Genomic DNA, 24,353 nt, shown 5'->3' with positions numbered 1-24,353 from the left:
CGCCAATCCTTACCCGTTTCCACGGCCGGAAAAAGACATATGGGCGAGATTTTGCGCGCTGCACGCTTTTTTCCAACATCCCAAGCATTCCAGTAAAAACAGACACATCGACGATGTATTAATGCAGTGTTCAGTTTGTATTGTGTATCAGGTTTACTGTTCATTCGATTGAATTTCCCTGCGCCATTAGGTCGGGGAACGGTGGGATTTATATTTGGGGAGACTAATGTGAAAAATGTACTTTCAGTCATATTGGCAGCAAGCTTTCTTGCTTCAGGCGCGTCTGGAGCCTTGGCGCAGACGAAGGGCGACTGGGTTCTCGGCAACTATAAGGGCGCTGGTTACTGGTTTCCGGGTGTTATCGAAAAGATCGGCGGTGGCAGCGTTACCATCCGCTACGATGACGGTGACCGGGAAACGGTGGCTTCGAGCGCGGTGCGTCCGTACGACTGGATGATCGGCATGAAGGTCGAATGCAACTACAAGGGCGCCGGCGACTGGTACCCGGGCAAGATCACCGCGCTGGCAGGCGAGAAAATCGGGATCGCCTATGATGACGGCGACAAGGAAAGCACCCGGACCGGACGCTGCCGGACCCAGTAGTCGATCAGCGACCCTAAACTGGTCGATGCCGGCCGCTTTGCGGCGGCGGGCATTGACCATCTTATCACAGAGACTTGTGCCGCAATGAGCTCATCAATGCTCTTCGTATTGCGTGAAGCTTGGTTCGGCCAGATCTGCAAACCGCGTGAATTCCGCCTGGAAGGCGAGCTTGACGGTGCCGGTTGGTCCGTGGCGCTGCTTGGCGATGATGACGTCGGCCGTCCCCTTCACCTTGTCCATCAGCTGTTCCCATTCCGGGTATTTCGGATCGGCCATATCGCGCGGCTCTGAGTTCTTGACGTAATATTCCTCGCGGAACACGAACAGCACCACGTCGGCGTCCTGCTCGATCGAGCCTGATTCGCGAAGGTCGGAAAGCTGCGGACGCTTGTCCTCGCGGCTTTCCACCTGGCGCGAAAGCTGCGACAGCGCGATGATGGGTACGTTGAGCTCCTTGCCGAGCGCCTTCAGGCCCGTGGTGATCTGGGTGATTTCCTGAACGCGGTTCTCGCCGGATTTCCCTGAACCCGTCATCAGCTGGATATAGTCGACCACGAGGCAGTCGAGGCCACGTTGGCGCTTGAGGCGGCGGGCGCGGGCAGACAGCTGCGCAATCGAGATACCACCGGTCTGGTCGATGAACAGCGGCACTTTCTGCATCATCTGTGAGCAGGCGACGAGCTTTTCGAAATCGGCCTCGGTGATATCGCCGCGGCGAATTTTTGACGAGGACACTTCGGTCTGTTCGGAGATGATACGGGTCGCCAGCTGCTCGGACGACATTTCGAGCGAATAGAAACCGACGACGCCGCCATTCTTGGCTTTCATCGATCCGTCCGGCTGGACCTCCGGCTCGTACGATGCTGCGATATTGTAGGCGATGTTGGTGGCAAGAGAGGTCTTGCCCATGCCGGGACGACCGGCAAGCACGATCAAGTCGGACCGCTGCAACCCGCCCATCTTGCCGTCCAGCGACATGATGCCGGTGGAAATGCCGGACAGATGGCCGTCGCGCTCGAAAGCCTGGCCAGCCATGTCGATAGCCAGGGCCACCGCGTCGTTGAACGACTGGAAGCCACCGTCGTAGCGGCCGTTTTCGGCAAGCTCGAACAGGCGACGCTCGGTATCTTCGATCTGGCTCTGCGGCGGCATGTCGAGCGGCGCATCATAGGCGATGTTGACGACGTCCTCGCCGATGGTGATCAGCGCCCGGCGCAGCGCCAGATCGTAGATCGCCCGGCCATAGTCCTCGGCATTGATGATCGACACGGCTTCGGCGGCGAGACGGGCGAGATACTGCGCCACCGTCATGTCGCCGACCTTCTCGTCCGCGGGCACGAAATTCTTGATGGTGACCGGGTTGGCGGTCTTGCCCATGCGGATGATGTCGCCCGCCACTTCGAAGATCTTGCGGTGCAGCGGCTCGTAGAGATGGGTGGGCTTCAGAAAGTCCGAAACGCGGTAATAGGCGTCGTTGTTGACGAGGATCGCACCCAGCAGCGCCTGCTCGGCTTCGATGTTGTTGGGAGCCTCACGGTAGTGCGGCGCTGCATCCTTGTTGCTCAGCGATGCGATGTTGCGCGCGACTTCGTTCATGATCTCTGTCCGTCCTGTCCGTCGAAGTTGCCGGTTCTACTGGTAAATGCGCCGTGCTGAAACCGGCCTTTTGCCCCAGCGGCTTTTCCACAGCTATCCACAGCGCCATTTTGCCGGTGCCAGAAAGAACGCAGTGAAACGATGAATCCGGTTGACTGTGTTTCGCTGCGACTCAGTCATTGGTCGCATCAGTATAGCCCAAGAAGACAAAAAAACGCCCGGGCTGATGACCCGGGCGTTTCTCGAACTGGTTAGACGATGACGGCTTATTCGTCGTCTTCAGCGTTGCCGTCTGCGTCCGGATCGAAGAAGTCTTCCGGACGAAGCGCGTCTTCGTCGACGCCGTAGATGGCGTCAGCCGAGGTGAGGCTTTCGCCCTTGGCCTGGCGCTCGGCTTCTTCAGCGGAACGGGCAACGTTGACGGCGATTTCGGTTTCGACTTCCGAATGCAGGTGCAGAACGACCTTGTGCAGGCCGATTGCCTTGATCGGGGTGTTGAGATCGACCTGGTTGCGGCCGACGTTGAAGCCTTCGGCAGCCAGTGCCTCGAGGATGTCGCGGGCAGCAACCGAACCGTAGAGCTGGCCGGTTTCGCCAGCCGAGCGCACGATCACAAAGGTCTTGCCGTCAAGCGCGTCGGCAACGGTCTGGGCTTCGCCCTTGCGCTCCAGGTTACGGGCTTCGAGCGTTGCACGCTCGGATTCGAAGCGCTTCTTGTTGGCTTCGTTGGCGCGCAGCGCCTTGCCCTGCGGCAGAAGGAAGTTACGGGCAAAGCCGTCCTTGACCTTTACCGTTTCGCCCATCTGGCCAAGCTTGGCCACGCGTTCAAGCAGAATGACTTGCATGTTGTGGTTCCTTTCAAGTTTCAATTCGTAGGTGGTTCGTCACTGCCGTCTGCAGGTTTTGCAGGCGTCAGGGCAATGGTGCGGCGTGTGTCGGAAAGACCCAGCACGACAATGGCGATCGCCGGCAGGATAAGCATCGACGACAGGTAGCAGAGGACGAGAACCGGCAGGCGCCAGTCCTTGTCGCGTGTCCGAAAGTGAAGCGAGGCATAGCCCGCCATGAGAAAGCCGGCGCCGAACGTGCCGCAGACGACCGCGCCGATCATCGCCGGAGCGCCGCCGAAGAAAGTCATCACGGTGCCGGCGAGAAAGATAAAGATGGCATTGCGGTTCATGCGCAGCGCCGACGGCATGTCCTCGCGCGGCCGAACCGCCCGGCCGGACCGCGACACGACGCGTACCGCGATATAGAAGGCCGCAAACAGCAGCGTCACCCAGATGCCGCCCTGAAACATCGGCAGCATCAGCACCAGCAGCGACTTGGTCTGGGAAAGGCTCGCGACATCGGGGGCGAGCGTCGGCTCTTGCGCCTGAAGCGCTGTCGTCATCGCATCGACCATCTGGTCGATCAGTTCCGGGCCATAGCCGATCGCAAAGCCGAGCGCGATCACGGCAATCGTGACGAGGCCGCAGAGATGCAGCAGAATGTCGGAAATCGGGTACCAGGCCATCAGATTGTCCGGGCCGCCGAGTTCGGAGGCGGGACGGGCAAGATTGGCAAGATGCGACAACCAGCCGGCGGGGATCAGCGTGAACACCGCCATGGCAAGCGCAAACATCGGCGACACGAGAAGTGCACCAAGTACGCCTGCGGTGACGACACCGACGATGGCGGCGCGATTGCCCCAGCCAAGGCCGGCAATCAGGATGGGAAGAGCGGAAGCGGCATAGAGAATGGAGGCAAACGACGACTGTGCGCTCGCACCCATGACAAGCACGGTGGCGATAACACCGGCAAGGATACCGGTCGGCAGCACTGTCTGGAACTTGTTCGTCACTTTGTCTCGCTGTCCTGCCACATCAAGCAGTTAGGGGATAGGCCGGGACGGATGTCGCAATGGCCTTGATCCCCAACATGGGGTTTTGGTTTTGCCGATCCGCGCCCAACGCGGAAGGGAAGATGGACCCGCCGGCGCTAAAGCCGGCAGGTCCGATATCAGATTACGAAAGAACGTAAGGCAGCAGGCCGAGGAAGCGGGCGCGCTTGATGGCCTGGGCCAGTTCGCGCTGCTTCTTCTGGGAAACAGCCGTGATACGCGAAGGTACGATCTTGCCGCGCTCGGAAATGTAGCGCTGCAGAAGACGAACGTCCTTGTAGTCGATCCGCGGTGCATTCGCGCCCGAGAACGGGCAGGTCTTGCGACGGCGGTGGAACGGACGGCGTGCCGCGGAGGAGGATGAGTCAGCCATTGGTGTTTTCTCCTTCGAACCGATTAAGCGTCACGTGGCGGGCGCGGTGCGCGCTCGAAACCACCTTCACGCGGGGGACGATCGCCGAAATCGCGGCGCGGGCCACGATCGCCGAAGTCGCGGCGAGGACCACGGTCGTCGCCATCACGGCGCGGACGGTCGTCACGATCGCGCTTCTGCATCATTGCAGACGCACCTTCTTCGTGCTTCTCGACGGCAAGCGTCATGTAGCGAAGAACGTCTTCGTTGATGCGCATCTGGCGTTCCATCTCGTGCACGGCAGCTGCCGGTGCGTCGATGTCCATAAGGGCGTAATGCGCCTTGCGGTTCTTCTTGATGCGGTATGTGAGGGACTTGAGGCCCCAGTTTTCTACGCGCCCGACTTTGCCGCCATTTGCTTCGAGGACACCCTTGTACTGTTCTACGAGGGCATCAACCTGCTGTGCGGACATATCCTGTCGAGCAAGGAATACGTGTTCATAAAGAGCCATGTAAGCTTTGCCTTTCTTGCGGTTGTTTTGTCACCCGGGTTCGGCGGCTAAGCCTCAACGACTGCTCTTGGAATGGGACGAGCCCAGGCAAGAAAAGCTGTTGTATCGAGACGGTCGAGAGCGGAGACACGGGAGGCCGGAACGCTTTTCGTTCCTACGGCCGCTCACGCGACCTACCCTCCGTTCAGCCACCAGCCAGAAGACCGGGTGTTTCGAACAAGGCGGCTTATACGGATTTTTGACGATAAGGCAAGGGGGAGGGGTTCGACGCTCGCAAAAATAGTTAAATGGACTTCATGTCACCTTGGGTTGTAATTTGGGTTCGGGTCAATTCGACCCTTTGCCAAGAGGAGCAGGAGGCATGGCTAAGCTCGATACTATTTTGAATACTACCATCACCTGGAAAAATTGGACGTCGGATGCGGATCTTCTTTCGCTTTTGTCGGACCTGCAGGCCAATATCCTGAAGGGGCACGGCAGAGACCATACCAAGAATGTCTTTCTCAGTTTCGCTGGCATGAAGTCTGATGCGGTCGCCGGCCTGCTGCGGGATCTTTCGTTCGTGACGACATCCGCGCTGACGCAACTGCGCGAGGCAGAAGCATTCAAGGCAACAAGCCTGAGCGGTGGAACCGTTCTCAGCGTCTTTCTCAGCGCGAACGGCTACCGAGCGCTTGGTTTGCCCGACGCCAAGATTCCCGCCGATAAGGCCTTCCGTGCCGGGATGCGGATCCGCGGCCGGCTGCCGGCGGTACCGCTTCCGTTTAACGGTCCGCCGATCAATGATCCGGAAAAGGAGCACTGGGAAAAGGGTGAGGCTTGGGACAGCGCCAAGGACGACCCCGACGCCATGGTTCTGATTGCAGACGAACAGGCCTCACTTGTGGGCAATTCCTACAGCGCGTTGCAGAAGGTTTTCGCAAAGCACGGCGCAACGGTTCTGGGTTCGGACATCGGCCTGGCGCAGAGGCGCAAGCAGGCGGGCGGCGATGTTCGAGGCGAAGGCATCGAGCATTTCGGCTATGTCGATGGCATCAGCCAGCCATTGTTTCTGACCGAAGACTTCCTCGACAACAATGGAATGCCCAAACCTCGTGGCAAATGGGACGAGGAGTTCAAGGCCTCCCAGTTTGTCGTATCGGATCCGGGCAATCCCACGACATTTTCATGCGGCAGCTATTTCGTCTACCGCAAGCTCGAGCAGAACGTGAAGCTGTCCAAGCAGAGGGAACGTCTGCTTGCGCAGTCGGTGGATCCACAGAACCCCGATGAGGACCGCGCGGGTGCGATGGTTGTCGGTCGCTTCGAGGACGGAACACCGGCACTGCAGAGCGGTCCAGTGGCGGGCGCGCCAACCAATGACTTCGACTACACACTCGACCCGGTCGGGCTGAAATGTCCCGTTCGAGCGCATGTCAGGAAGACCAATCCGCGCACGCCGGGCGACGAATTCGAGCGCTCGCATATCATGGCGCGCCGAGGCATAACCTATGGCGATCGGGCACCCGATTTTTCAGATGAGCCAGACAAGGGAGTCGGTCTTATTTTCATGGCTTACATGGCCGACGTCAATCAGCAGTTCGAGTTCACCCAGAGTGCCTGGGCGAACAATACGTCGTTTCCATTCCAGCCGGCGGTTCCGGCGAAGAAAGGTGTCGATTTCATCATCAGCCAGGTCGCAAACAGTGGCGATCCGTCCGAAAAGGAATGGATCGATGGCCATAGTCAGCCACAAAAGGTCGGCGTGATGGATTTCGTGCAGACGGTGACCTTGATGGGCGGCGAGTACTTCTTCGCTCCATCGATCAGCTTCCTTCAGTCGGCACCATCCTTGATCGCAAACCCGCCGGCTGAGTTGTCGTAAAATAGCCGAGCGATTGAGCGGCGACAGAGATATATCCGGCGGCCGGGACTTATCGTTCCGGCCACCTTTATGCTGACCTACCGCGCCGCCCGGCTTTTCCGGTATCTGACCACGGCAATCACGATGAGGAGGGCGGCGAGCGGAAATCCAGCTTCCGTCACGAAGGTCCGGTCCGCCCTGACCTGGTCGCGCATGGCGATCCAGGCGATCGAGCTGACGATGCAGTTCTCGTTCGTGTCGGATATCTCGGTAATCGGCAGCTGACCGCATTGCGCGGCGGCCACCAGATAGGCCTCGTGGAACGGGCTTCCGGGCCTTGGAATGTCGATCATGGCTTGTCCTCCGCCGGAAGAAATAGCGCAAGTTTGCGGATGACGACAGCGTGTTTCAGCCGGTCATCCGCAATCCGTCGCGACCTCAGATCGGCATCGGATAGTCGCGATAGACCGCGGCGATCTCTCTCAGAACCTCATCCGACAGCGTCACGTCGGCAGCGGCGATGTTGGTTTTCAACTGGTCCATCGTCGTTGCGCCGATGATGACGGAGGCCATGAAGGGGCGCGTCAGGCAGAAGGCGAGCGCCATCTGAGACGGGTCGAGGCCGTGCTTCTTGGCTATGTCGAGATAGGCCTTGACCGCCGGCTCCTGCCGCGGCTGAAGGCGACCGCCGAGATCCTGGTTGATCGCGCCGCGCGAGCCTTCAGGTCGTGCGCCGCCCTGATACTTGCCGGAAAGCAGACCGGCTGCGAGCGGCGAGTAGGCGAGCAGGCCGACATCCTCGTGATGGGACATTTCTGCAAGATCCAGATCGAACTGGCGATAGAGAAGATTGTATTCGTTCTGCAGCGTCGCGACGCGGGGCAGACCCTTCTCCTCGGCCACATCGATATAGCGCATCGTGCCCCAGGTGCTTTCGTTGGAAAGCCCGATCGCGCGGATCTTGCCCTCCTTCACCAGTTCGCCGAGCGTTTCGAGTTTTTCCAGAAAACTCGTGCGTGCCTGTTCGCGATCCTGTTTCGACGCATCGAATTTCCAGGAATTGCGGAAGTGGAACGTGCCGCGGTTCGGCCAGTGGATCTGGTAGAGGTCGAGGTAATCCGTCTTGAGGCGCAAGAGGCTGGCATCGAGTGCTTCCCGAATCGTCTCGCGGGTAATCGGGCGGCCGTCGCGAATGTAGGAGCGACCGCTGCCGGCGATCTTGGAGGCGAGGATCAGGTCCTGTCTCTTGCCGCTCTTTTGCAGCCAGGTGCCGATGATCGTTTCCGTGTCACCGTAGGTTTCGGCACCCGGAGGCGTCGTCGGGTAGAGTTCGGCCGTATCAAAGAAGTTGATGCCGTTGTCGAAAGCATAGTCCATCTGTTCATGAGCTTCGGCCTCGGAATTCTGCGTTCCCCAGGTCATCGTGCCCAGGCAGATCTCCGAAACGGAGAGGTCGGTGCGGCCCAGTTTATTGTATTTCATGAAGATCGATCCCGTCTGAAAAAGTGGCCGGACTTTAGATCGGATTTGACGCAGTGCAAGAGCAGATCGGTGCCGGTTTCGCGCGTCGGTAGCGTAAAATTTATCAAGAGTTTGCTGGACGGGAGAGAATTTTTTCCAACTTGTTCCCGATACGGCAATTTTGCGGCCGGATTCGCGTCTGGCGCAGAACAAATTTTTGGAGGGCATTTTGAATGGTCGATAACGCGACGCAACATAAGACGACACAATACGACGACAAGGGGTTTCCTGACGCCGGCGAACCGCCGAAGACGGGTCGATGGAAACTGATCGGTCCCGGTATCGTGGTTGCCGTTACCGGCGTTGGCGCAGGCGATCTGATCGCCACGCTGATTGCCGGCTCGCGTTTCGGCTATGCGCTACTCTGGGCAGCGGTCATTGGCTGTATCGTCAAGATCGCGCTTGCCGAGGGATCGGCCCGCTATCACCTCGCGACCGGTTCGACCATGCTCGACGGCTGGCGGTCGCTCGGCAAATGGACGAGCTGGTACTTTGGCATCTACATCATGATCTGGGGCTTCGTGTACGGCGCTACCGCGATGAGCGCGACGGCGCTGCCGCTGGCGGCTCTCTTCCCGTTCCTGCCGCTCTGGGCCTGGGCCATGATCTCAGGCCTCGTCTGCGCGGCCTTCGTTGCCTTCAACAACTACGAAGTCTTCGAGACCGTGATGAAGGTCTTCATCGCCATCATGTTCACCATCGTCGTCGGTATCGCCATCCTTGTCGTGCCTGATGTCGGCAATGCGCTGACCGGTCTGATCCCGACCATTCCCGAGGGTTCGGCCATCTACACGCTCGGCCTGATCGGCGGCGTCGGCGGAACCATCACCATGGCGTCCTACGGCTACTGGGTGAATGCCAAGGGATGGCGCACCCCGTCCTGGATGGGCGTCATGCGCCTCGACAACCGTGTTGCCTACATCATGACCGGCATTTTCGTGATCGCCATGCTGATCGTCGGCGCCGAGCTTCTCTACACCGCGCAGATCGCGCTCTCGACCGGCGACCGCGGCCTGCTCGATCTCGATGCGGTGCTCCAGGAACGGTTTGGTCCGTTTGTCGCAAAGGCCTTTCTGGTCGGTTTCTTCGCCACCACGATCTCCTCGATCCTCGGCGTCTGGCATGGCGTGTCGCTGTTGTTTGCCGATTTCGTCCGCACCGTGCGCGGCGGAACCAGCGGTTCGCGTCAGGGACTGGAAAAGACGCCGGCCTTCAAGTTCTACCTCTTCTGGCTGACGATCCCGCCGATGTCGCTGTTGTGGTTCGGCCGCCCGTTCACGCTCGTCATCATCTATGGCGCGCTCGGAGCCTTCTTCATGCCTTTCCTGGCGGTCACATTGATCTGGCTGCTGAACTCAGCCCGCGTCCCGAAGGAATGGCGCAATGGCTGGCTGTCGAACGGCCTGCTCGGCGCTGCAGCGCTGCTGTTCGTCGTTCTTTGCGTCAACGAAGTGATCAGCCTGATTTCGGGCTGATAACAGGGGGTAAGCACCGGCCAAAAGCGGGGTAAATGCCCGAAACCCTTGACTTGCAAGGCGGGAATGTGAATGGAAAGGGCAAAAATAGGGAAAGGAAACGACCTTATGAGTAGTCCGGCGAGCAGTATCGCATTCACATTCCCGGGTCAGGGAAGCCAGGCCGTCGGCATGGGCAAGGAACTGGCCGACGCCTTTCCCGAAGCCCGTGCCGTGTTCGAGGAAGTCGACGAGGCGCTCGGCCAGAAACTGTCCGAAACAATGTGGAACGGGCCGGAAGAAACGTTGACGCTGACCGCCAACGCGCAGCCGGCCCTCATGGCCGTTTCCATCGCGACTATGCGCGTTCTCGAAGCCCGTGGCCTCGTTCTCGCCGAAATGGTCGGTTTCGTCGCCGGCCATTCGCTCGGCGAATATTCGGCTCTTTGTGCGGCCGGCACGTTCTCTCTCGCAGACACAGCACGGCTGTTGCGCATTCGCGGTGACGCGATGCAGTCCGCCGTTCCGGTCGGTCAGGGCGCGATGGCTGCGATCATCGGCCTCGACCACGCCGATGTCGAAGCGATCTGCGTGGAGGCGAAGTCGGAAGGCGTGTGTCAGATCGCCAACGACAATGGCGGCGGCCAGCTGGTGATTTCCGGCTCCAAGCTTGCTGTCGAAAAGGCAGCGGCTCTGGCAACCGAAAAGGGTGCCAAGCGCGCGATCATGCTGCCGGTCTCTGCGCCCTTCCATAGCGACCTGATGGCGCCGGCGGCTGACGCCATGCGCCACGCGCTGGACGCGGTGCAGAAAATTGATCCGGTCGTGCCTGTCATCGCCAATGTGCGCGCAGCGCCGGTCACCGATGCGAATGAAATCGCAACACTGCTGGTGGCGCAGGTGACCGGACAGGTGCGCTGGCGCGAAACCGTCGAGTGGTTCGGCGCCAATGGCGTGACGACGCTCTACGAAATTGGTTCCGGCAAGGTGCTCACGGGTCTTGCCCGCCGCATCGACAAGAATATCTCTGGCATAGCCCTCAACACCCCGGCCGATATTGACGCGGCGCTGGCTGCCATCCTCGGCTGAAGAGAAGGAATTCAACATGTTTGACCTGACCGGCCGCAAGGCCCTCGTCACCGGCGCCACCGGCGGCCTCGGCGAAGAAATCGCCCGCATGCTGCATGCGCAGGGCGCAACCGTCGGCCTGCACGGCACTCGCGTCGAGAAGCTGGAAGCACTCGCTGCCGAACTCGGCGATCGCGTCCACATCTTTCCGGCCAATCTTTCCGACCGCGCCGCGGTCAAGGCGCTCGGTGAAAAGGCGGAAGCGGAACTCGGCGGCGTTGACATTCTCGTCAACAATGCGGGCATCACCAAGGACGGCCTGTTCGTGCGCATGAGCGACGAGGACTGGGACGCAGTCCTTGAAGTCAACCTGACCTCCGTGTTCCGCCTGACCCGCGAGCTGACCCATCCGATGATGCGCCGTCGCTTCGGCCGCATCATCAACATCACCTCGATCGTCGGCGTCACCGGCAATCCGGGCCAGGCCAACTATTGCGCCTCCAAGGCCGGCATGATCGGCTTCTCGAAGTCGCTGGCGCAGGAAATCGCCACGCGCAACGTGACGGTCAACTGCGTCGCGCCAGGCTTTATCGAGAGCGCCATGACCGGCAAGCTCAACGACAAGCAGAAAGACGCCATCATGGGTGCCATTCCGATGAAGCGGATGGGCGCCGGATCCGACATTGCCGCCGCTGTTCTTTACCTCGCTTCGAATGAAGCGGGATATGTGACTGGACAGACCTTGCATATCAATGGCGGTATGGCGATGATCTAATCCGGGGCACGGGCGCAGCAAATCCGAGTAAAATCGGCTGTTGGCGGCTGTGCGGCGGAACAGATTCTGGCTTTGCGTAGCACGGAAACCGTGTTAAGCGGGCCTTGACTACACGAAGTCACCCCGAAAATCAGGGCGTCATAATGCGTGAGCATGTGACTGGAACCTGAAGAGGGGCGAAGGGGTTTGCCCGCATCGGCACCATGAAGTGCCGGCGGCAGGTATTAACAGGATACGGATGCCATTCAGGCATTCGAGAAGACAAAAGGTCGAGGAAACCGACATGAGCGATATCGCAGAACGCGTTAAGAAAATTGTTGTTGATCATCTCGGCGTCGACGCCGAAAAGGTTGTCGAAGGCGCTAGCTTCATCGACGACCTCGGCGCGGACTCGCTCGATACGGTCGAACTGGTCATGGCGTTCGAAGAAGAATTCGGCGTGGAAATTCCGGACGATGCAGCTGACTCGATCCTGACGGTCGGCGACGCTGTAAAGTTCATCGAAAAGGCTCAGGCCTGATCGAACCATATTCGGGACGCGCGCCTCGTTGCGAGGCCGCGATCTCTCATGACGGCCCGCTTGTTCGGGCCGTTTCAGCAACTAACTGACAATACTACTACAGGGTGGGGCACTGGCGATGAGGCGTGTCGTTATCACCGGTACCGGCATGGTATCTCCTCTGGGATGCGGAACGGAAGTCAGCTGGCAACGTCTGCTGGCCGGCGACAACGCCGCCCGGGTCGTGACCGAATTTGAAGTCGAAGATCTTCCGGCCAAAATCGCCTGCCGCATTCCGGTCGGCGACGGTTCCAACGGCACATTCAATGCCGACAACTGGATGGAGCCGAAAGAGCAGCGCAAGATCGATCCATTTATTCTTTATGGTGTTGCCGCCGCCGACATGGCGCTGGCCGACGCCGGTTGGCACCCGCAGACCGACCAGGACCAGATCGAGACCGGCGTCCTGATCGGCTCCGGCATCGGTGGTCTCGAGGGTATCGTCGAGGCTGGCTACACTTTGCGAGACAAAGGCCCGCGCCGCATCTCGCCGTTCTTCATTCCCGGCCGCCTGATAAACCTTGTCTCCGGACAGGTCTCGATCAAGCACAAGCTGCGCGGCCCGAACCATTCGGTCGTCACCGCCTGTTCCACCGGTGCGCATGCGATTGGCGATGCCGCCCGGTTGATCATGCTGGGCGACGCGGAGGTCATGGTGGCCGGTGGTGCCGAATCACCCATCTGCCGGATCGCGCTGGCCGGCTTTGCTGCCTGCAAGGCGCTGTCGACCCTTCGCAACGACGACCCGCAAAGCGCCTCGCGCCCCTATGACCGCGACCGTGACGGTTTCGTGATGGGCGAGGGCGCCGGAATCGTCGTGCTGGAAGAGCTCGAACACGCCAAGGCGCGCGGTGCCAAGATTTACGCCGAAGTCGTCGGTTACGGCATGTCCGGCGATGCCTTCCACATCACGGCTCCTTCCGAAGACGGCGATGGTGCTTTCCGTTGCATGACGTCGGCCCTGAAGCGCGCTGGTCTTGGCGCATCCGACATCGACTACATCAACGCGCATGGCACATCGACCATGGCCGACACGATCGAACTCGGTGCTGTCGAACGCCTGGTTGGCAATGCGGCCTCCAAGGTCTCCATGTCGTCGACCAAGTCGGCAATCGGTCACCTTCTCGGTGCAGCCGGCGCTGTCGAAGCCATCTTCTCCGCATTGGCGATCCGTGACAATATCGCGCCGCCGACGCTCAACCTCGACAACCCTGATGTCGACACTGTGATCGATCTTGTTCCGCATACCGCGCGCAAGCGCGAAATCAACGTGGCGCTGTCGAACTCTTTCGGTTTCGGCGGTACCAACGCGTCTCTGGTGCTCAAGCGCTACGAAGCCTGACGCGCATTCGGCCTTCGCTTCTCGGCTGGACTTCGACAGTCCGGCCGATATCATTTTCCGAACCTGCTTTTTGCCGTATTGCTTGGCCAAACAGCCGGTTGAAAGTCCAGAGTCGAGGGGAAACGGTTGAGCGACATGAATTCATCGAATGATCAGCCGGGTTATGGCAGTGGAAACGGCCATGGCGGCAATGGCAACGGTACGACCCGTGGTCCGATCATTCCGAAATCGCCGAACGAGGCCCTGAAGCCCGAACGGGTGCCGGAACCGCCGCGTCGCTCCAAGAAGGCGCGCAGCCAGCTGGTGATCTTCCTGAACTTCGTCATGACCATGGTCGTGCTCGTCTGCATCGTGGTGATCGGCGGCCTGTATTACATGATCCGGACGTTTCAGGATCCGGGCCCGCTGGAAACGAACGCCCACTTCATGGTCCGTCCCGGCAACGGCCTGGCGGAGATTGCCAACAATCTCGAGCGCAACGGCGTCGTGTCCGACGCGCGCGTGTTCCGCTACGTGACCGCGACCTATCTGCGCGGCGGCGAGACGCTGAAGGCCGGCGAATACGACATCAAGGCGAAGGCTTCGATGAAGGACGTGATGGAGACGCTGATCTCCGGCAAGTCCATCCTCTATTCCGTCGTCTTTCCGGAAGGCCTGACCGTGCGCCAGATGATGCTGCGTCTCAACGAGGATGCGGTTCTGGAAGGCGACATGCCGGCGGAGCTTCCCGCCGAAGGCAGCCTGCGTCCCGATACCTACAAGTTCTCGCGCGGCACCAAGAGGTCGGAAATCCTCTCGCAGATGCATGCCGCTCAGCAGAAGACGATCGACCAGATCTGGGAAAAGCGCGACCCCGACCTGCCGGTCAAGACCAAGGCAGAGTTCGTGGTGCTGGCCTCGATCGTCGAGAAGGAAACCGGCAAGGACGACGAGCGCGCCCATGTCGCCTCGGTCTTCATCAACCGGCTGAACAAGGGCATGCGACTGCAGTCTGACCCGACCATTGTCTACGGCATCTTCGGCGGTGAGGGCAAACCGTCCGATCGGCCGATCTACAAGTCCGATCTGACCAAGCAGACGCCCTACAATACCTATCAGATCAAGGGCCTGCCGCCGACGCCGATCTCCAACCCCGGCCGCGCCGCACTCGAGGCTGTTGCCAATCCGTGGCGCACCAACGATCTCTATTTCGTGGCAGACGGCACAGGCGGGCACGTGTTTGCAGCCACACTGGAAGAGCACAATGCCAACGTACGTCGCTGGCGCCGGATCGAGGCCGAACGGTCAACCGGCAATGCGGCAGCCCGCGGTGAAGAAGTGGTCGATGGCCAGCCGGATGGCGACGACGCCGAAAAGCCACCGAAAAGCAACTGACGCCTTGCCTCTGGGGAAGGCAGTCCGGAGAAGCGTATGAGCCTGCCGTCTAACCCGAAATCCCTGCAGTCGATGACCGGCTTTGCCCGCAGCGAAGGAACAAGCGGCCGCAATCGCTTTGCCTGGGAACTGCGCTCGGTCAACGGCAAGGGGCTCGACATGCGATTGCGGCTGCCCTCCGGCGTTGATCGTCTTGAGCAGGATGTCCGCAAGCGGATTTCCGAACGGTTTTCGCGCGGCAATCTGCAGGTGGCGCTGTCGCTCTCGACCGACGACGCAAAGGTGGAAGCGGTGCTGAACCGCGATGCACTGGCCGCCGTGATGGCGCTCCGTGCTGAACTGGGCGATCTGGTCGATTCGGCACCGCTGCGTCTCGACACGTTGCTTGGCATCCGTGGTCTCGTCGAGATCCGCGAGGCCGAGGATGACGAACAGGCGGTGACGGCGCGCGACGCCGCCATCCTCAACTGTCTCGGCGACGCGCTTTTCAAACTTGAAGAGATGCGCGAGCACGAAGGGTCGGCACTGCGGGACATTCTCACCCGCCATGTGGACCGCATCGCCGAACTGACGACGCTGGTGGAGAAGGACCCGTCCCGCTCGCCGGAAGAGATTGCCAAGAAGCTTTCCACGCAGCTCGCCGCCTTGATGGCGGAGGCGCCGACCCTCGACCGCGACAGGCTTTATGGCGAGGCAGCACTGCTTGCGACCCGCGCCGATCTGCGCGAAGAGATCGACCGGCTGAAGGCCCATGTCGTCGCAGCCCGCGAGCTTCTGCAGACGGGCGGGCCTGCCGGGCGCCGTCTCGACTTCCTTGCACAGGAATTTAACCGGGAATCGAATACGATCTGTTCCAAATCCAACGCCGCTGCTGTAACGGCAGCAGGACTGGAACTGAAAGTCGTGATCGACCAGTTCCGCGAACAGGTTCAGAATCTGGAGTGACACGACCATGAGCCCGGCCCCCTCGACACCGAAAACCTCGTCGCCCTCGAAGATGAAGACGACGATCGCGCGCCGGGGATTGATGCTGGTCCTGTCGTCGCCGTCAGGCGCTGGCAAATCCACCATCGCCGGCAATCTCTTGCGCGGCGACCATAGCCTCGAGATCTCGGTCAGTGTCACCACCCGCGCCAAGCGCCCGAGCGAGATCGCCGACACCCATTACCACTTTATCACCGTGCCGCAGTTCGAACGCATGCGCGATGCCGACGACCTCCTGGAATGGGCCGAGGTGCATGGCAATTTCTACGGCACGCCGCGCGAGCCGGTCGAAAAGGCGATGGCCGAGGGACGCGACATGCTGTTCGACATCGACTGGCAAGGCGCACTTCAGCTGCAGGAAAAGATGAAGGCGGACGTCGTCTCGATCTTCGTGCTGCCGCCAACCATGACCGAGCTGCAGTCACGCTTGCACCGCCGCGCCGAAGACAGCGAAGAGGTGATCCGCACCCGGCTTGCCAATTCCCGCTCGGAAATCGAGCGCTGGCGCGAATACGACTACGTCATCGTCAACGACGATCTCGACGAAGCCTTCCACAACGTCAGCTGCATCGTCAACGCCGAACGCGTCCGCCGCGACCGCAGGCACGGCCTGTTCGAGTTCGTGAGCAACCTCCTGACGGAAGAGCCAACGCTTTAGGTTTTGGTTGGAAGGGCGCGCGTTCGTCGCGCCCACAAGTCGAGGTGGCCCAATCGCGCCAAGCGATAGGTGACGCCCTTCAGAGCAGATTTGCCAGTTTCACGAACTCTTCCACCGACAGCGTTTCGGCGCGGCGTTGCGGGTCGATGCCGGCTTTGGCGAGCAGAGCTTCGCCACCGACCGGTTTCAGGCTCTGGCGCAGCATCTTGCGGCGTTGGCCGAAGGCGGCGTGGGTGATGCGTTCCAGCTTGGAGACGTCGCAGGGCAGGGGTTTGGCCCGCGGGATCATATGCACGACGGTCGAGGTCACCTTGGGTGGCGGCGAAAAGGCCTGAGGCGGCACGTCGAACATCATGTGGGGATCGGTGCGCCAGCCCGCGAGGACGCCGAGGCGGCCGTAGTGGTCGTCTTCCTGGTCGGCAACGATCCGCAGACCCACTTCCCTCTGGAACATCAGCGTCAGGCTCTGCCAGAATGGCGGCCAGGTCTTGTCCTCAGGCAGAAGCCAGTTCAGCAGCAGTTGCGTGCCGATATTGTAGGGCAGGTTGGCGATGATCTTGACCGGTCCACCGGCAGCCTTCTCGGCCGCGAGCGCGGCAAAATCGATCTGCAGCGCGTCGCCTTCGATGACCTCAAGCCGTCCCGGATAGTGGTCGGCGATTTCTGCAAGCACTGGAAGCGCGCGGGCGTCGCGCTCGATGGCGATCACCTTCTTGGCGCCGAGCGACAGGATGGCACGGGTAAGGCCGCCGGGACCCGGCCCAACCTCGAATACGGTCACGTCCTCCAGCGGTCCGGCCGCGCGGGCGATCTTCTGGGTGAGGTTGAGATCGAACAGAAAATTCTGGCCAAGCGATTTCTTGGCGTCCAGTCCATGACGCTGGACGACGTCACGCAGCGGCGGCAGCCCATCGAGCGTCGCCATCAGATGCGCCCCGCAAGGCTCGGTGTCATTGTTCCGGCCATGGCGCCTGCAAGCCGGATTGCCTCGACCAGGCTCGTCTCGCGGGCGACACCCTTGCCGGCGATGCCGAAGGCGGTGCCGTGGTCGGGAGACGTCCGGATGAAGGGCAAGCCGAGCGTGACGTTGACGGATGTGTCAAAACCCAGCGCCTTGGCCGGGATCAGCGCCTGATCGTGATACATGCAGATTGCCACGTCGTAGCGGCCGCGGGCTTCGTCATGAAACATCGTATCAGCCGGCAGCGGCCCGAAGGCGTTGATGCCCTCTGCGCGCAGCTTGACGATGGCCGGATGTATGATGCCGCGTTCTTCGGTGCCCATCGTGCCGTCTTCGCCCGCATGCGGATTGAGACCGGCAATCGCGATGCGCGGCTGGTCGATGCCGAACCGGACTTTCAGGTCGTGATGGGTCACGCGGCAGGTTTCAAGGATCAGCGTTTCGGTGAGCGCCGCTGGAATGTCCTTGAGCGGAATGTGGATCGTGACGGGGATGGCTCGCAGCTTCGGTCCGGCCAGCAGCATGACGGGGCGCACGGGCGTGCCCGTATGCTTGTGCGCAAGGTCCGCCAGGAATTCCGTATGGCCGGGAAAGCCGAAGCCTGCCTGGTATAGAACGGACTTGGCAATCGGATTGGTGACGACGCCGAGCGTCTTGCCCGCAAACGACAGCGACACGGCGGTCTCGATCGCCTCGATCGTCCCACGGGCGGTGGCGACATGCGGCTCGCCGGCGGCGACTTCGGCTCCGGCCGGGATCGGCAGAACGGGAATCGCGTCTTCGAAGATCGAAACGGCGCCATCCGCGTCGGTTTCACGGATCGCAACGTCGAGGCCAAGCAGGGCCGCGCGCGATGCAAGCACCGCCGGGTCGCCGAGGAAGAGAAACGGCGCAATGCCGTGTGTCCGTCTCGCCGTCCATGCGGCGAGCGTGATGTCTGGACCAATGCCGGCAGGATCGCCCTGGGTCAGCGCGAGCGGACGATCAAAAGGCATGCGGTCTCCGTTCAGGCCCTTTGGGCTTTACGACTTCTGGATGTAATCGATCTGGGCCTTGGCGCGCAGATCGTCCATGTACTTCTTGCTGTTCGGGTCTTCACCGGACTTTTCAGCCTTGCCGAGATCCTCGGCGCGGAACACGGCTTCGGCCGCCACGTCGTCGGAAACCTGACGCTGCTCGCAGATCGCCAGGAACTCGACGCCACGCTCGGTAACGCGCGTGCCGGTCGTGTTGCCGGAGGACTTCTCGATCAGCGGCTTCCAGTCTTCCGGCAAATCCGGCGCAAGCACGCGGCCCAGATCACGGATGGAAACGTCCAGCATCGTGGCTGCAAAGGTTTTAGCTTCGGCGCAGCCGGGGAACCGCGACCTCGACGCGTCGGCTTCCGCCTTGCGCTTGTTGAGGATGGCGTTCCGCTTTGCCGCGGGAACAACGAAGATCACCTGTTTCAGGAAATATTCGGTGGTGACGGGCTTCTGCTTGTTTTCCATCATGCGGGTAACAAGCTGGTCGGTCGACATGCGCTGACGACCGCCGCCGTAACGGGCGTTGACCAGGCGCGGCCAGCTCATCTGCACGGCGATATAGGCCTTGAAATGGTCCGGTGTGACGCCGGCCTGATTGAGCACGCTGCTCAACTGCTCGGGCGTCATCTTGTTGCCCTGCGCGAAGCGGGCAAACGAACGATCGACGTCCTCGGTGCTGACGGACATCTTGACGCGCGAGATTTCCTGGCGCTTCAGCGTTTCGTCGATCAGCTGATCGAGAGCTACCTTGTTGCTCGGCTTCTGGCGCTGAAGGCGCATGAAGGCCGAACGGCGGGCAACGTCAGCGGTGGTGATCGCCGACCGGTTGACGACGGCTGCGACGCCGCTCGTCGACTGTGCCATTGCCACGATTGGTGTCATCACCGGCATGGCGACCGTGGTCGCGGCGAGCACGGAGACTGCCAGCACGATCTTGCGTGTCGCGGTCATTGCAAACATGAAACCAATCCCTTTTTTCCGCCCGGGCACTTGTCGCGCGACTTTGCGCGCTTTCGGCCGCCATACTAGCCGATTGGCGTCCGATTGCACAATCGTTGCGGCAAAACCATGACGATTCTTCCGTTACCGGTCTCAGTAACGGAAGGTTTGATCGTAATCCTTGGTCGTGCCGATATTGACGTCGCCAAGCGTGCGGAAACTCAGGCGCGCACTGATCGTCCAGTCGTTCGCATCGGCTTCCGAAGGCTTGTCGGTATAGGCAAGCGTGAAGATCGTGCACTCGTCGGCGTAGCTGATACCGACGCCGCGCCGGATGAGCGAACTGTCTGTCAGGTCCCACGTGGCGGAACCGGCCAGCGACCAGTTTTCGTTGACCCGGAGCGACATGCTGTTCTTCAGCACGTCCGTCGCGTCGCTGTCGCCGTACTCGTCCTGCGCATCGACCTTAGTGTAGATCAGCTTGCCGCTGACCCGCGGTGTGGAATAGCTGAACGCTGTATCGGTGCGACGGATATCGAACGACTTTTCATCGAGCCGCACGTTGTTGGAAAGCGAGAAGCCCTGCGGCAGGTCGATCGCCGCCATGGCGACGTAATCGGATCGCGATGTTTCGAGGCCCGAATTGGCCCCGGCCTGAACAAGATCGTCGCTGGCAAAGGAATTCTCGCCGGCAATCTGGTAGGACTGGCCGAAGATGCCGCGCACGCCGATGCCGTTGTTGAACGAGCCGGTATAGCGGAAGCCAACATTGGCACGGGTGCCGCCTTCGACACGGTCGTAGCCGGAGAACTTGTCCCGTTCGAACAGCGAAGTGGCATCGAACACGAAGCTCTGCGCATCCTCGTTGGGAAGGCCGCCGGACATCTGTTCGTCCGGACGCGCATAGATCTGCGCGATCGGCTCGATGATGTGGCTGCTGTTTTCGCTGGTGATCAGGAACGGATAGCGGGCCTCGAGGCCAGCCGTCAGCATGTATCGGCCGTTCGTACCGTTCGGCTCCAGATTGCCGTCATAGGCAAAGTTCGGATTGGACACATCGTGGCGGATGCCATCGGCGCGTGCTGCAAACAGCGGCGTCAGCAGCAGGCCGCCCGATGTCGTGTAGGTGCGCTTCCATTCGGCTTCGGTCGTCACGCGGGCGTAATCGCCTTCGAGACCAGGGAAGCGGTATGTGGTGCCCTCGAAGTAGGAATCCTCTTCGCGACGCGACAGGTTGGTCAGGTTGGCGTTGAACGAAAGCTCACCGCCGTACACCGATTCGGGCGCGATATACTGGTAGTCCAACGACGGATAGGCGATCGCCTGCTGGCGCTCGAGCGTGTTCGACGTGCCATTGTCCTGGACGTCGAAATAGTAGGCGTGCAGGTCGAAATAGTTACGCTTGCCAAGGCCGGTCAGGTAGACGTCGTTGGTGAACGTATCCTGGCTGACATCGGTCAGGCTGTAGGTCCGCGAGAAGTTCGCGTCCGTCTGGGCCATGACGTTCCAGCCGAAGGCCCAGCGCGGGTTGATCTGGAACTCGCCCTTGGAGGCGGCCATGAAGCGGCTGTTCTGCTCGCGGTCGCTTGTGCCAGCGTCGAACGAGCCGGGATCGCGCTGATCGATGCCGGCAAAACGGAACGTGTGGTCGCCGTTGTCGAACCGGTTGCGCACTTCGCCTTCGACCAGAAGTCCCTGGCTCGAATAGTAGGTCGGGCTGATCGTCGCATCCATGCTTGGCGAGAAGACATGGTAATAGGGGACGGTGACGCCGAACCCGAGGTTGTCGCTGACGATGAACTTCGGAAACAGCACGCCGGACTTGCGCTCGACAGTCTCGTCGGGAACCTCGATCGGGAAGGGCAGTTTTCCAAGCGAAAAGCCGAACAACTCGAACTGTGCATTCTCGAGGCGAATCGTATGCTTCTGTCCGTTGCGAATGACGCGCTGCGCCTTGACTTGCCAAAGAGGCGCCTTGCCGGGTGTGGCGGCGCATGGAAGGCAGGCGGTGTACACGGTGTTGTTGAGCACCATGATATCGCCGGTCTGGCGCTCGGCGCTTTCAGCCGCAAGGCGGGTATTGTCAGTGGTTTCCACGCGCAGGGCATTGATGAAGCCCTGGCCGAAATCGTCGGTCACGTCGAGCTCTTCCGCGTAGACGCGGCTGCCCGACGGTTCAATGAACTCGATATTGCCGGTCGCCATGACGCGGCCGGTGTTCTGATCATATTCAACGCGCTGCGCGACCATGCGGTAACGGTTGTAATAGATCTGGACGCCACCGGTCGCGGTGACGCGCTTGTTGTCCTGATTGTAGGTCAGTTCGTTGGCGCGCAGAAGCATCTTCGCACCGTCTTCAGCAGCCGGCACGAGGCCCTGCGCATACGCGCCGCCCGTCAATGCAGCGACGCCAGAGACACATACAGACACACCGGTCAGCAGGGCGGCGGCGAGCCGACTGATATTTCCGCGGTTACTTACCGCCACTAGCCATCCTCCTGATGAAGCAAGATCGTAGCGCCCAGGGCAGTCGCGACGACGACTGGAATCCAGACCGCCACGAAAGGAGGAATCGCCCCGCTGCTCCCGAATGCCTTCACAAGCACCGAGACGACATAAAGCACGAAGCCCGAAACTATTCCACCCAGAATCATCGACCTGGACTGTGCGAAGCGACTGAATTTTAACGACACTGTTGCCGCAATCATCGTCATGGCGACGAGCAGCAGCGGCAGTGAAAGCAGGGAGTGAAACTGGGTTTCCAGCGCCTTTGTCGAGATTCCAAAGGATTTGCCTATCTCGATCTTTCGGGAAAGACCAAGAAACGCAACGGTTTCCGGCTGAGCAAGGCTCTCCTGAAGATACTCGCGTCTCAAATTGGTTTTGACCTGTGCCGTCTCGAGACGGGTCGGAATTTCGCCCGGCCGATTCTCCAGAACGTCGTTAAGAAGCCAGTAACCATCTTCCAACTTAGCAGTCTTGGCGTCCTGCCGCATGGTGATGACGTCGTCCTTGTCGAAGTGGAAAACCACCACGTCGAGGAGCTCGGTACCGCTCTCGCGATAGGTCTTGGCGCCGATGATCACGTCTTCGTCGCCGGACAGCTGGCGGATCCACGGCACGAACTTGGACGACTTGGACTTGTTGCTGGCCTGCCGCCACGTGGTCTCGAGCGAGATTGATTCGCGCTGGCCCCAGGCGCCGATCGGGTTGACGACGAACAGCGTGAAGAGACCGAGCAGAAACGATCCGACAATGAAAGGTGCGACGAACTGCCAGACGGAAATTCCGGCTGCACGGGTGACGACCAGTTCGTAGCGACGGTTGAGCGCGATCAGCACCGTCATGCCGATAAACAGGCTCAGCGTCGGGATGGCCTGCTGCAGGATCTGCGGCACGCGCAACGCCGTCATCGCCAGCGCGCCGTAGAGGCTGTAGCCGTTGAGGCCCGAGAGGCGACGGCTCGTCTCGCTGAAATCGGCGAGAAAGATAATGGCGCTGACACCGAGCAGGAACCAGAACGCGGTGCTGATATAGCGCTTGAAGAAATAGCGGCCGAGAGTGGAGAAGATCATTTCGCTTCTCCCGTGGTTCCGCGTCCCGTCGGCGAAAGGCGCTTCTGCACGACGGTTGTCGCTTTCGTGATGCTGCGGCTGAACAGGCGAGGCATCTGGATCTGCCGGTTGGTGGCCAGCATGAAGCCCGTCACCAAGCAGGTCACCAGCGGAATCGCGTAAACCAGCGGCACGTAGGCGGCGTTGCGTTCCGTCAGATTGGTGGCCGAGAAGCCCAGCCAGCGCAGCAGGAAGGCGAAAAGCAGCACATAGATCATCGGATGCAGCCGTGCCGACCGGTGCGACCGCGTGTTGCCGGCCACAAGCAGAGACACCAGCGCGAAGGTGATCGGGAACAGCCAGTCGGACAGGCGACGATGCAGCTCGCTGCGGAAGCTCTCGGGCTTTTTCTGATAGGCAGGATCGGTCTTGTCGGGGTTGAGCAGGAAGCTCAGCGGCCGGTCACCGGAATAAAGCGGCAGGCCGCCCTCATCTGATTGGGTCATCGCTGACAAATCGAACGCATAGGACGCGAACTTGACGATCGAGATCCGGCCGTCCGGGCCTTTGCGATGCACTTCGCCGTCGCGCATGGTAAGCGATGTGCCGCCAGGATCGACCGATCCTTCGCGGGCATAATAGATCAGGCCGAAATTCGGATCGCGGTAATCGACGATGAACAGGCCTTTCAGCACCCGGCCCGAATGGCGCTCGGAGATCTGGACGTAAAGCCCGTCCTCGATGCTGCGAAAGGTCTTTTCCTCGATCACGGAAGATAGAAGGTCAGCATAGGCAGCTGCGACCATTTCGCGCGCGCCGAGCCGTGATTTGGGTTCGATGAAATTGGTGATGGTGAAGGAGACGAGGCTGAGCGCGACCGCGAGCAGGATCACCGGCTTGTAGATGATGCTGCGGGCCGCACCGGCCGCGTCGATCACAGGCAGTTCCGAATCGTTGTTCATCGCCGTCAGCGTCTGGGTGATGCCGATGACAAAGGCGAAGGGCAGGACAACCGGAATGATGGTCGGCAGGATATAGCTTGCGAGCTGCATGAACGAGCCCATCGACTGGCCGGTGTCGGTGACCAGGTTGATGCGGCCGAGCACCTGAATCGTCCAGATGATCGTGAGCACCGGAACGAGTGCCACCAGGAACATCTGCAGGATTCGGCGCAATATGTAGAGTTCGAGAAGCTTCATTCCCGCATTATGCCTCAGGTCCTAAGGGGCTTTCGTCCCGCATTCGATCGATGGTGGCCGCGCCTATCTAAGCGATTGGGAACGGCATTGCGACAGGGCCCCTGTCACAAAATGTTGGCAACCCCGGTTTTCTTCGGCGTTGTGACATTTGG

The 24,353-nt window shown here is 60.6% G+C and carries 23 protein-coding genes; 10 read left to right on the top strand and 13 right to left on the bottom strand.

Annotation, left to right across the window (positions count from 1 at the left end; translation table 11 throughout):
- Positions 1-228 precede the first annotated feature (228 nt).
- Positions 229-603: a tudor domain-containing protein gene (locus tag ACQY1J_RS15165; RefSeq protein WP_430250230.1), complete on the top strand. Its 375-nt coding sequence runs from the start codon at positions 229-231 to the stop codon at positions 601-603.
- Between the two features lie 93 nt (positions 604-696).
- Here the strand turns inward: ACQY1J_RS15165 and ACQY1J_RS15160 are convergent, their stop codons facing one another.
- The 5 genes from ACQY1J_RS15160 to rpsF form a co-directional block, all read right to left on the bottom strand.
- Positions 697-2,199, bottom strand: a complete 1,503-nt coding sequence (locus ACQY1J_RS15160) for a replicative DNA helicase (RefSeq protein WP_062579847.1) — start codon at positions 2,197-2,199, stop codon at positions 697-699.
- Between the two features lie 266 nt (positions 2,200-2,465).
- Positions 2,466-3,044 (bottom strand): 50S ribosomal protein L9, encoded by a 579-nt coding sequence (rplI, locus tag ACQY1J_RS15155; protein ID WP_062579849.1) that lies wholly within the window; start codon positions 3,042-3,044, stop codon positions 2,466-2,468.
- A 20-nt stretch (positions 3,045-3,064) separates the two neighbouring features.
- Complete coding sequence (locus tag ACQY1J_RS15150) at positions 3,065-4,042, bottom strand: DUF2232 domain-containing protein (RefSeq protein WP_062579851.1); 978 nt, start codon at positions 4,040-4,042, stop codon at positions 3,065-3,067.
- A gap of 163 nt (positions 4,043-4,205) precedes the next feature.
- A complete protein-coding gene (rpsR, locus tag ACQY1J_RS15145; RefSeq protein WP_062453345.1) occupies positions 4,206-4,454 on the bottom strand; it encodes a 30S ribosomal protein S18 in 249 nt (82 codons plus the stop codon).
- 23 nt (positions 4,455-4,477) lie between these two features.
- Positions 4,478-4,945 carry a 30S ribosomal protein S6 gene (rpsF, locus tag ACQY1J_RS15140; RefSeq protein WP_062453344.1) on the bottom strand — a complete coding sequence of 156 codons (468 nt, stop codon included), beginning with the start codon at positions 4,943-4,945 and terminating at the stop codon, positions 4,478-4,480.
- 361 nt (positions 4,946-5,306) lie between these two features.
- Between rpsF and ACQY1J_RS15135 the strand changes: the two genes are divergently transcribed.
- Positions 5,307-6,809, top strand: coding sequence for a Dyp-type peroxidase (locus tag ACQY1J_RS15135; protein WP_174195927.1), 1,503 nt, complete (start codon positions 5,307-5,309; stop codon positions 6,807-6,809).
- Positions 6,810-6,886: 77 nt separating this feature from the next.
- On the opposite strand, the gene ACQY1J_RS15130 is transcribed toward ACQY1J_RS15135, so the two are convergent.
- Positions 6,887-7,141 (bottom strand): hypothetical protein, encoded by a 255-nt coding sequence (locus ACQY1J_RS15130; RefSeq protein ID WP_092661864.1) that lies wholly within the window; start codon positions 7,139-7,141, stop codon positions 6,887-6,889.
- Positions 7,142-7,226: 85 nt separating this feature from the next.
- Positions 7,227-8,270, bottom strand: coding sequence for an aldo/keto reductase (locus tag ACQY1J_RS15125; protein WP_430250229.1), 1,044 nt, complete (start codon positions 8,268-8,270; stop codon positions 7,227-7,229).
- A gap of 212 nt (positions 8,271-8,482) precedes the next feature.
- Between ACQY1J_RS15125 and ACQY1J_RS15120 the strand changes: the two genes are divergently transcribed.
- From ACQY1J_RS15120 to gmk, 8 genes are all read left to right on the top strand, one after another.
- The gene (locus ACQY1J_RS15120) at positions 8,483-9,784 is read left to right on the top strand and encodes an Nramp family divalent metal transporter (protein WP_430250228.1); all 1,302 of its coding nucleotides are present in this window, start codon (positions 8,483-8,485) and stop codon (positions 9,782-9,784) included.
- A 108-nt stretch (positions 9,785-9,892) separates the two neighbouring features.
- The gene (gene fabD / locus ACQY1J_RS15115) at positions 9,893-10,852 is read left to right on the top strand and encodes an ACP S-malonyltransferase (protein ID WP_430250227.1); all 960 of its coding nucleotides are present in this window, start codon (positions 9,893-9,895) and stop codon (positions 10,850-10,852) included.
- A gap of 16 nt (positions 10,853-10,868) precedes the next feature.
- Positions 10,869-11,606, top strand: a complete 738-nt coding sequence (fabG, locus tag ACQY1J_RS15110; RefSeq protein WP_062453338.1) for a 3-oxoacyl-[acyl-carrier-protein] reductase — start codon at positions 10,869-10,871, stop codon at positions 11,604-11,606.
- A 283-nt stretch (positions 11,607-11,889) separates the two neighbouring features.
- A complete protein-coding gene (locus tag ACQY1J_RS15105) occupies positions 11,890-12,126 on the top strand; it encodes an acyl carrier protein (RefSeq protein ID WP_006727438.1) in 237 nt (78 codons plus the stop codon).
- A gap of 118 nt (positions 12,127-12,244) precedes the next feature.
- Positions 12,245-13,507, top strand: a complete 1,263-nt coding sequence (gene fabF, locus ACQY1J_RS15100) for a beta-ketoacyl-ACP synthase II (RefSeq protein ID WP_174195930.1) — start codon at positions 12,245-12,247, stop codon at positions 13,505-13,507.
- 135 nt (positions 13,508-13,642) lie between these two features.
- Entirely contained in the window at positions 13,643-14,881 is a 1,239-nt protein-coding gene (mltG, locus tag ACQY1J_RS15095) for an endolytic transglycosylase MltG (protein ID WP_113111093.1), read from the top strand.
- Positions 14,882-14,917: 36 nt separating this feature from the next.
- Positions 14,918-15,826, top strand: a complete 909-nt coding sequence (locus ACQY1J_RS15090; RefSeq protein ID WP_062453335.1) for a YicC/YloC family endoribonuclease — start codon at positions 14,918-14,920, stop codon at positions 15,824-15,826.
- Between the two features lie 7 nt (positions 15,827-15,833).
- Positions 15,834-16,523, top strand: coding sequence for a guanylate kinase (gene gmk, locus ACQY1J_RS15085; protein ID WP_062579867.1), 690 nt, complete (start codon positions 15,834-15,836; stop codon positions 16,521-16,523).
- Between the two features lie 79 nt (positions 16,524-16,602).
- Here gmk and rsmA read toward each other — a convergent pair whose 3' ends face one another.
- The 6 genes from rsmA to ACQY1J_RS15055 all read right to left on the bottom strand — a co-directional run bounded on the left by rsmA (position 16,603) and on the right by ACQY1J_RS15055 (position 24,201).
- The gene (rsmA, locus tag ACQY1J_RS15080; protein ID WP_325261200.1) at positions 16,603-17,448 is read right to left on the bottom strand and encodes a 16S rRNA (adenine(1518)-N(6)/adenine(1519)-N(6))-dimethyltransferase RsmA; all 846 of its coding nucleotides are present in this window, start codon (positions 17,446-17,448) and stop codon (positions 16,603-16,605) included.
- On the bottom strand, positions 17,448-18,479 hold the full coding sequence (gene pdxA, locus ACQY1J_RS15075; protein ID WP_430250226.1) for a 4-hydroxythreonine-4-phosphate dehydrogenase PdxA: 1,032 nt from the start codon (positions 18,477-18,479) through the stop codon (positions 17,448-17,450). The genes rsmA and pdxA overlap by 1 nt, the downstream gene beginning before the upstream one ends.
- A 27-nt stretch (positions 18,480-18,506) precedes the next feature.
- Complete coding sequence (locus ACQY1J_RS15070; RefSeq protein ID WP_430250225.1) at positions 18,507-19,469, bottom strand: SurA N-terminal domain-containing protein; 963 nt, start codon at positions 19,467-19,469, stop codon at positions 18,507-18,509.
- Positions 19,470-19,601: 132 nt separating this feature from the next.
- The gene (locus ACQY1J_RS15065; RefSeq protein WP_430250223.1) at positions 19,602-21,935 is read right to left on the bottom strand and encodes an LPS-assembly protein LptD; all 2,334 of its coding nucleotides are present in this window, start codon (positions 21,933-21,935) and stop codon (positions 19,602-19,604) included.
- On the bottom strand, positions 21,935-23,023 hold the full coding sequence (gene lptG / locus ACQY1J_RS15060) for an LPS export ABC transporter permease LptG (RefSeq protein ID WP_062453330.1): 1,089 nt from the start codon (positions 23,021-23,023) through the stop codon (positions 21,935-21,937). Before lptG ends, ACQY1J_RS15065 begins: the two co-directional genes overlap by 1 nt.
- Entirely contained in the window at positions 23,020-24,201 is a 1,182-nt protein-coding gene (locus ACQY1J_RS15055; RefSeq protein WP_062579873.1) for an LptF/LptG family permease, read from the bottom strand. The genes lptG and ACQY1J_RS15055 overlap by 4 nt, the downstream gene beginning before the upstream one ends.
- Between the last annotated feature and the right edge of the window lie 152 nt (positions 24,202-24,353).

Source organism: Neorhizobium sp. DAR64860/K0K1 (genome assembly GCF_050500205.1).
Lineage (GTDB): Bacteria > Pseudomonadota > Alphaproteobacteria > Rhizobiales > Rhizobiaceae > Neorhizobium > Neorhizobium soli.
The sequence above is the reverse complement of the archived record's forward strand: the minus strand, read 5'-3'. Positions and strand labels throughout refer to the sequence as shown.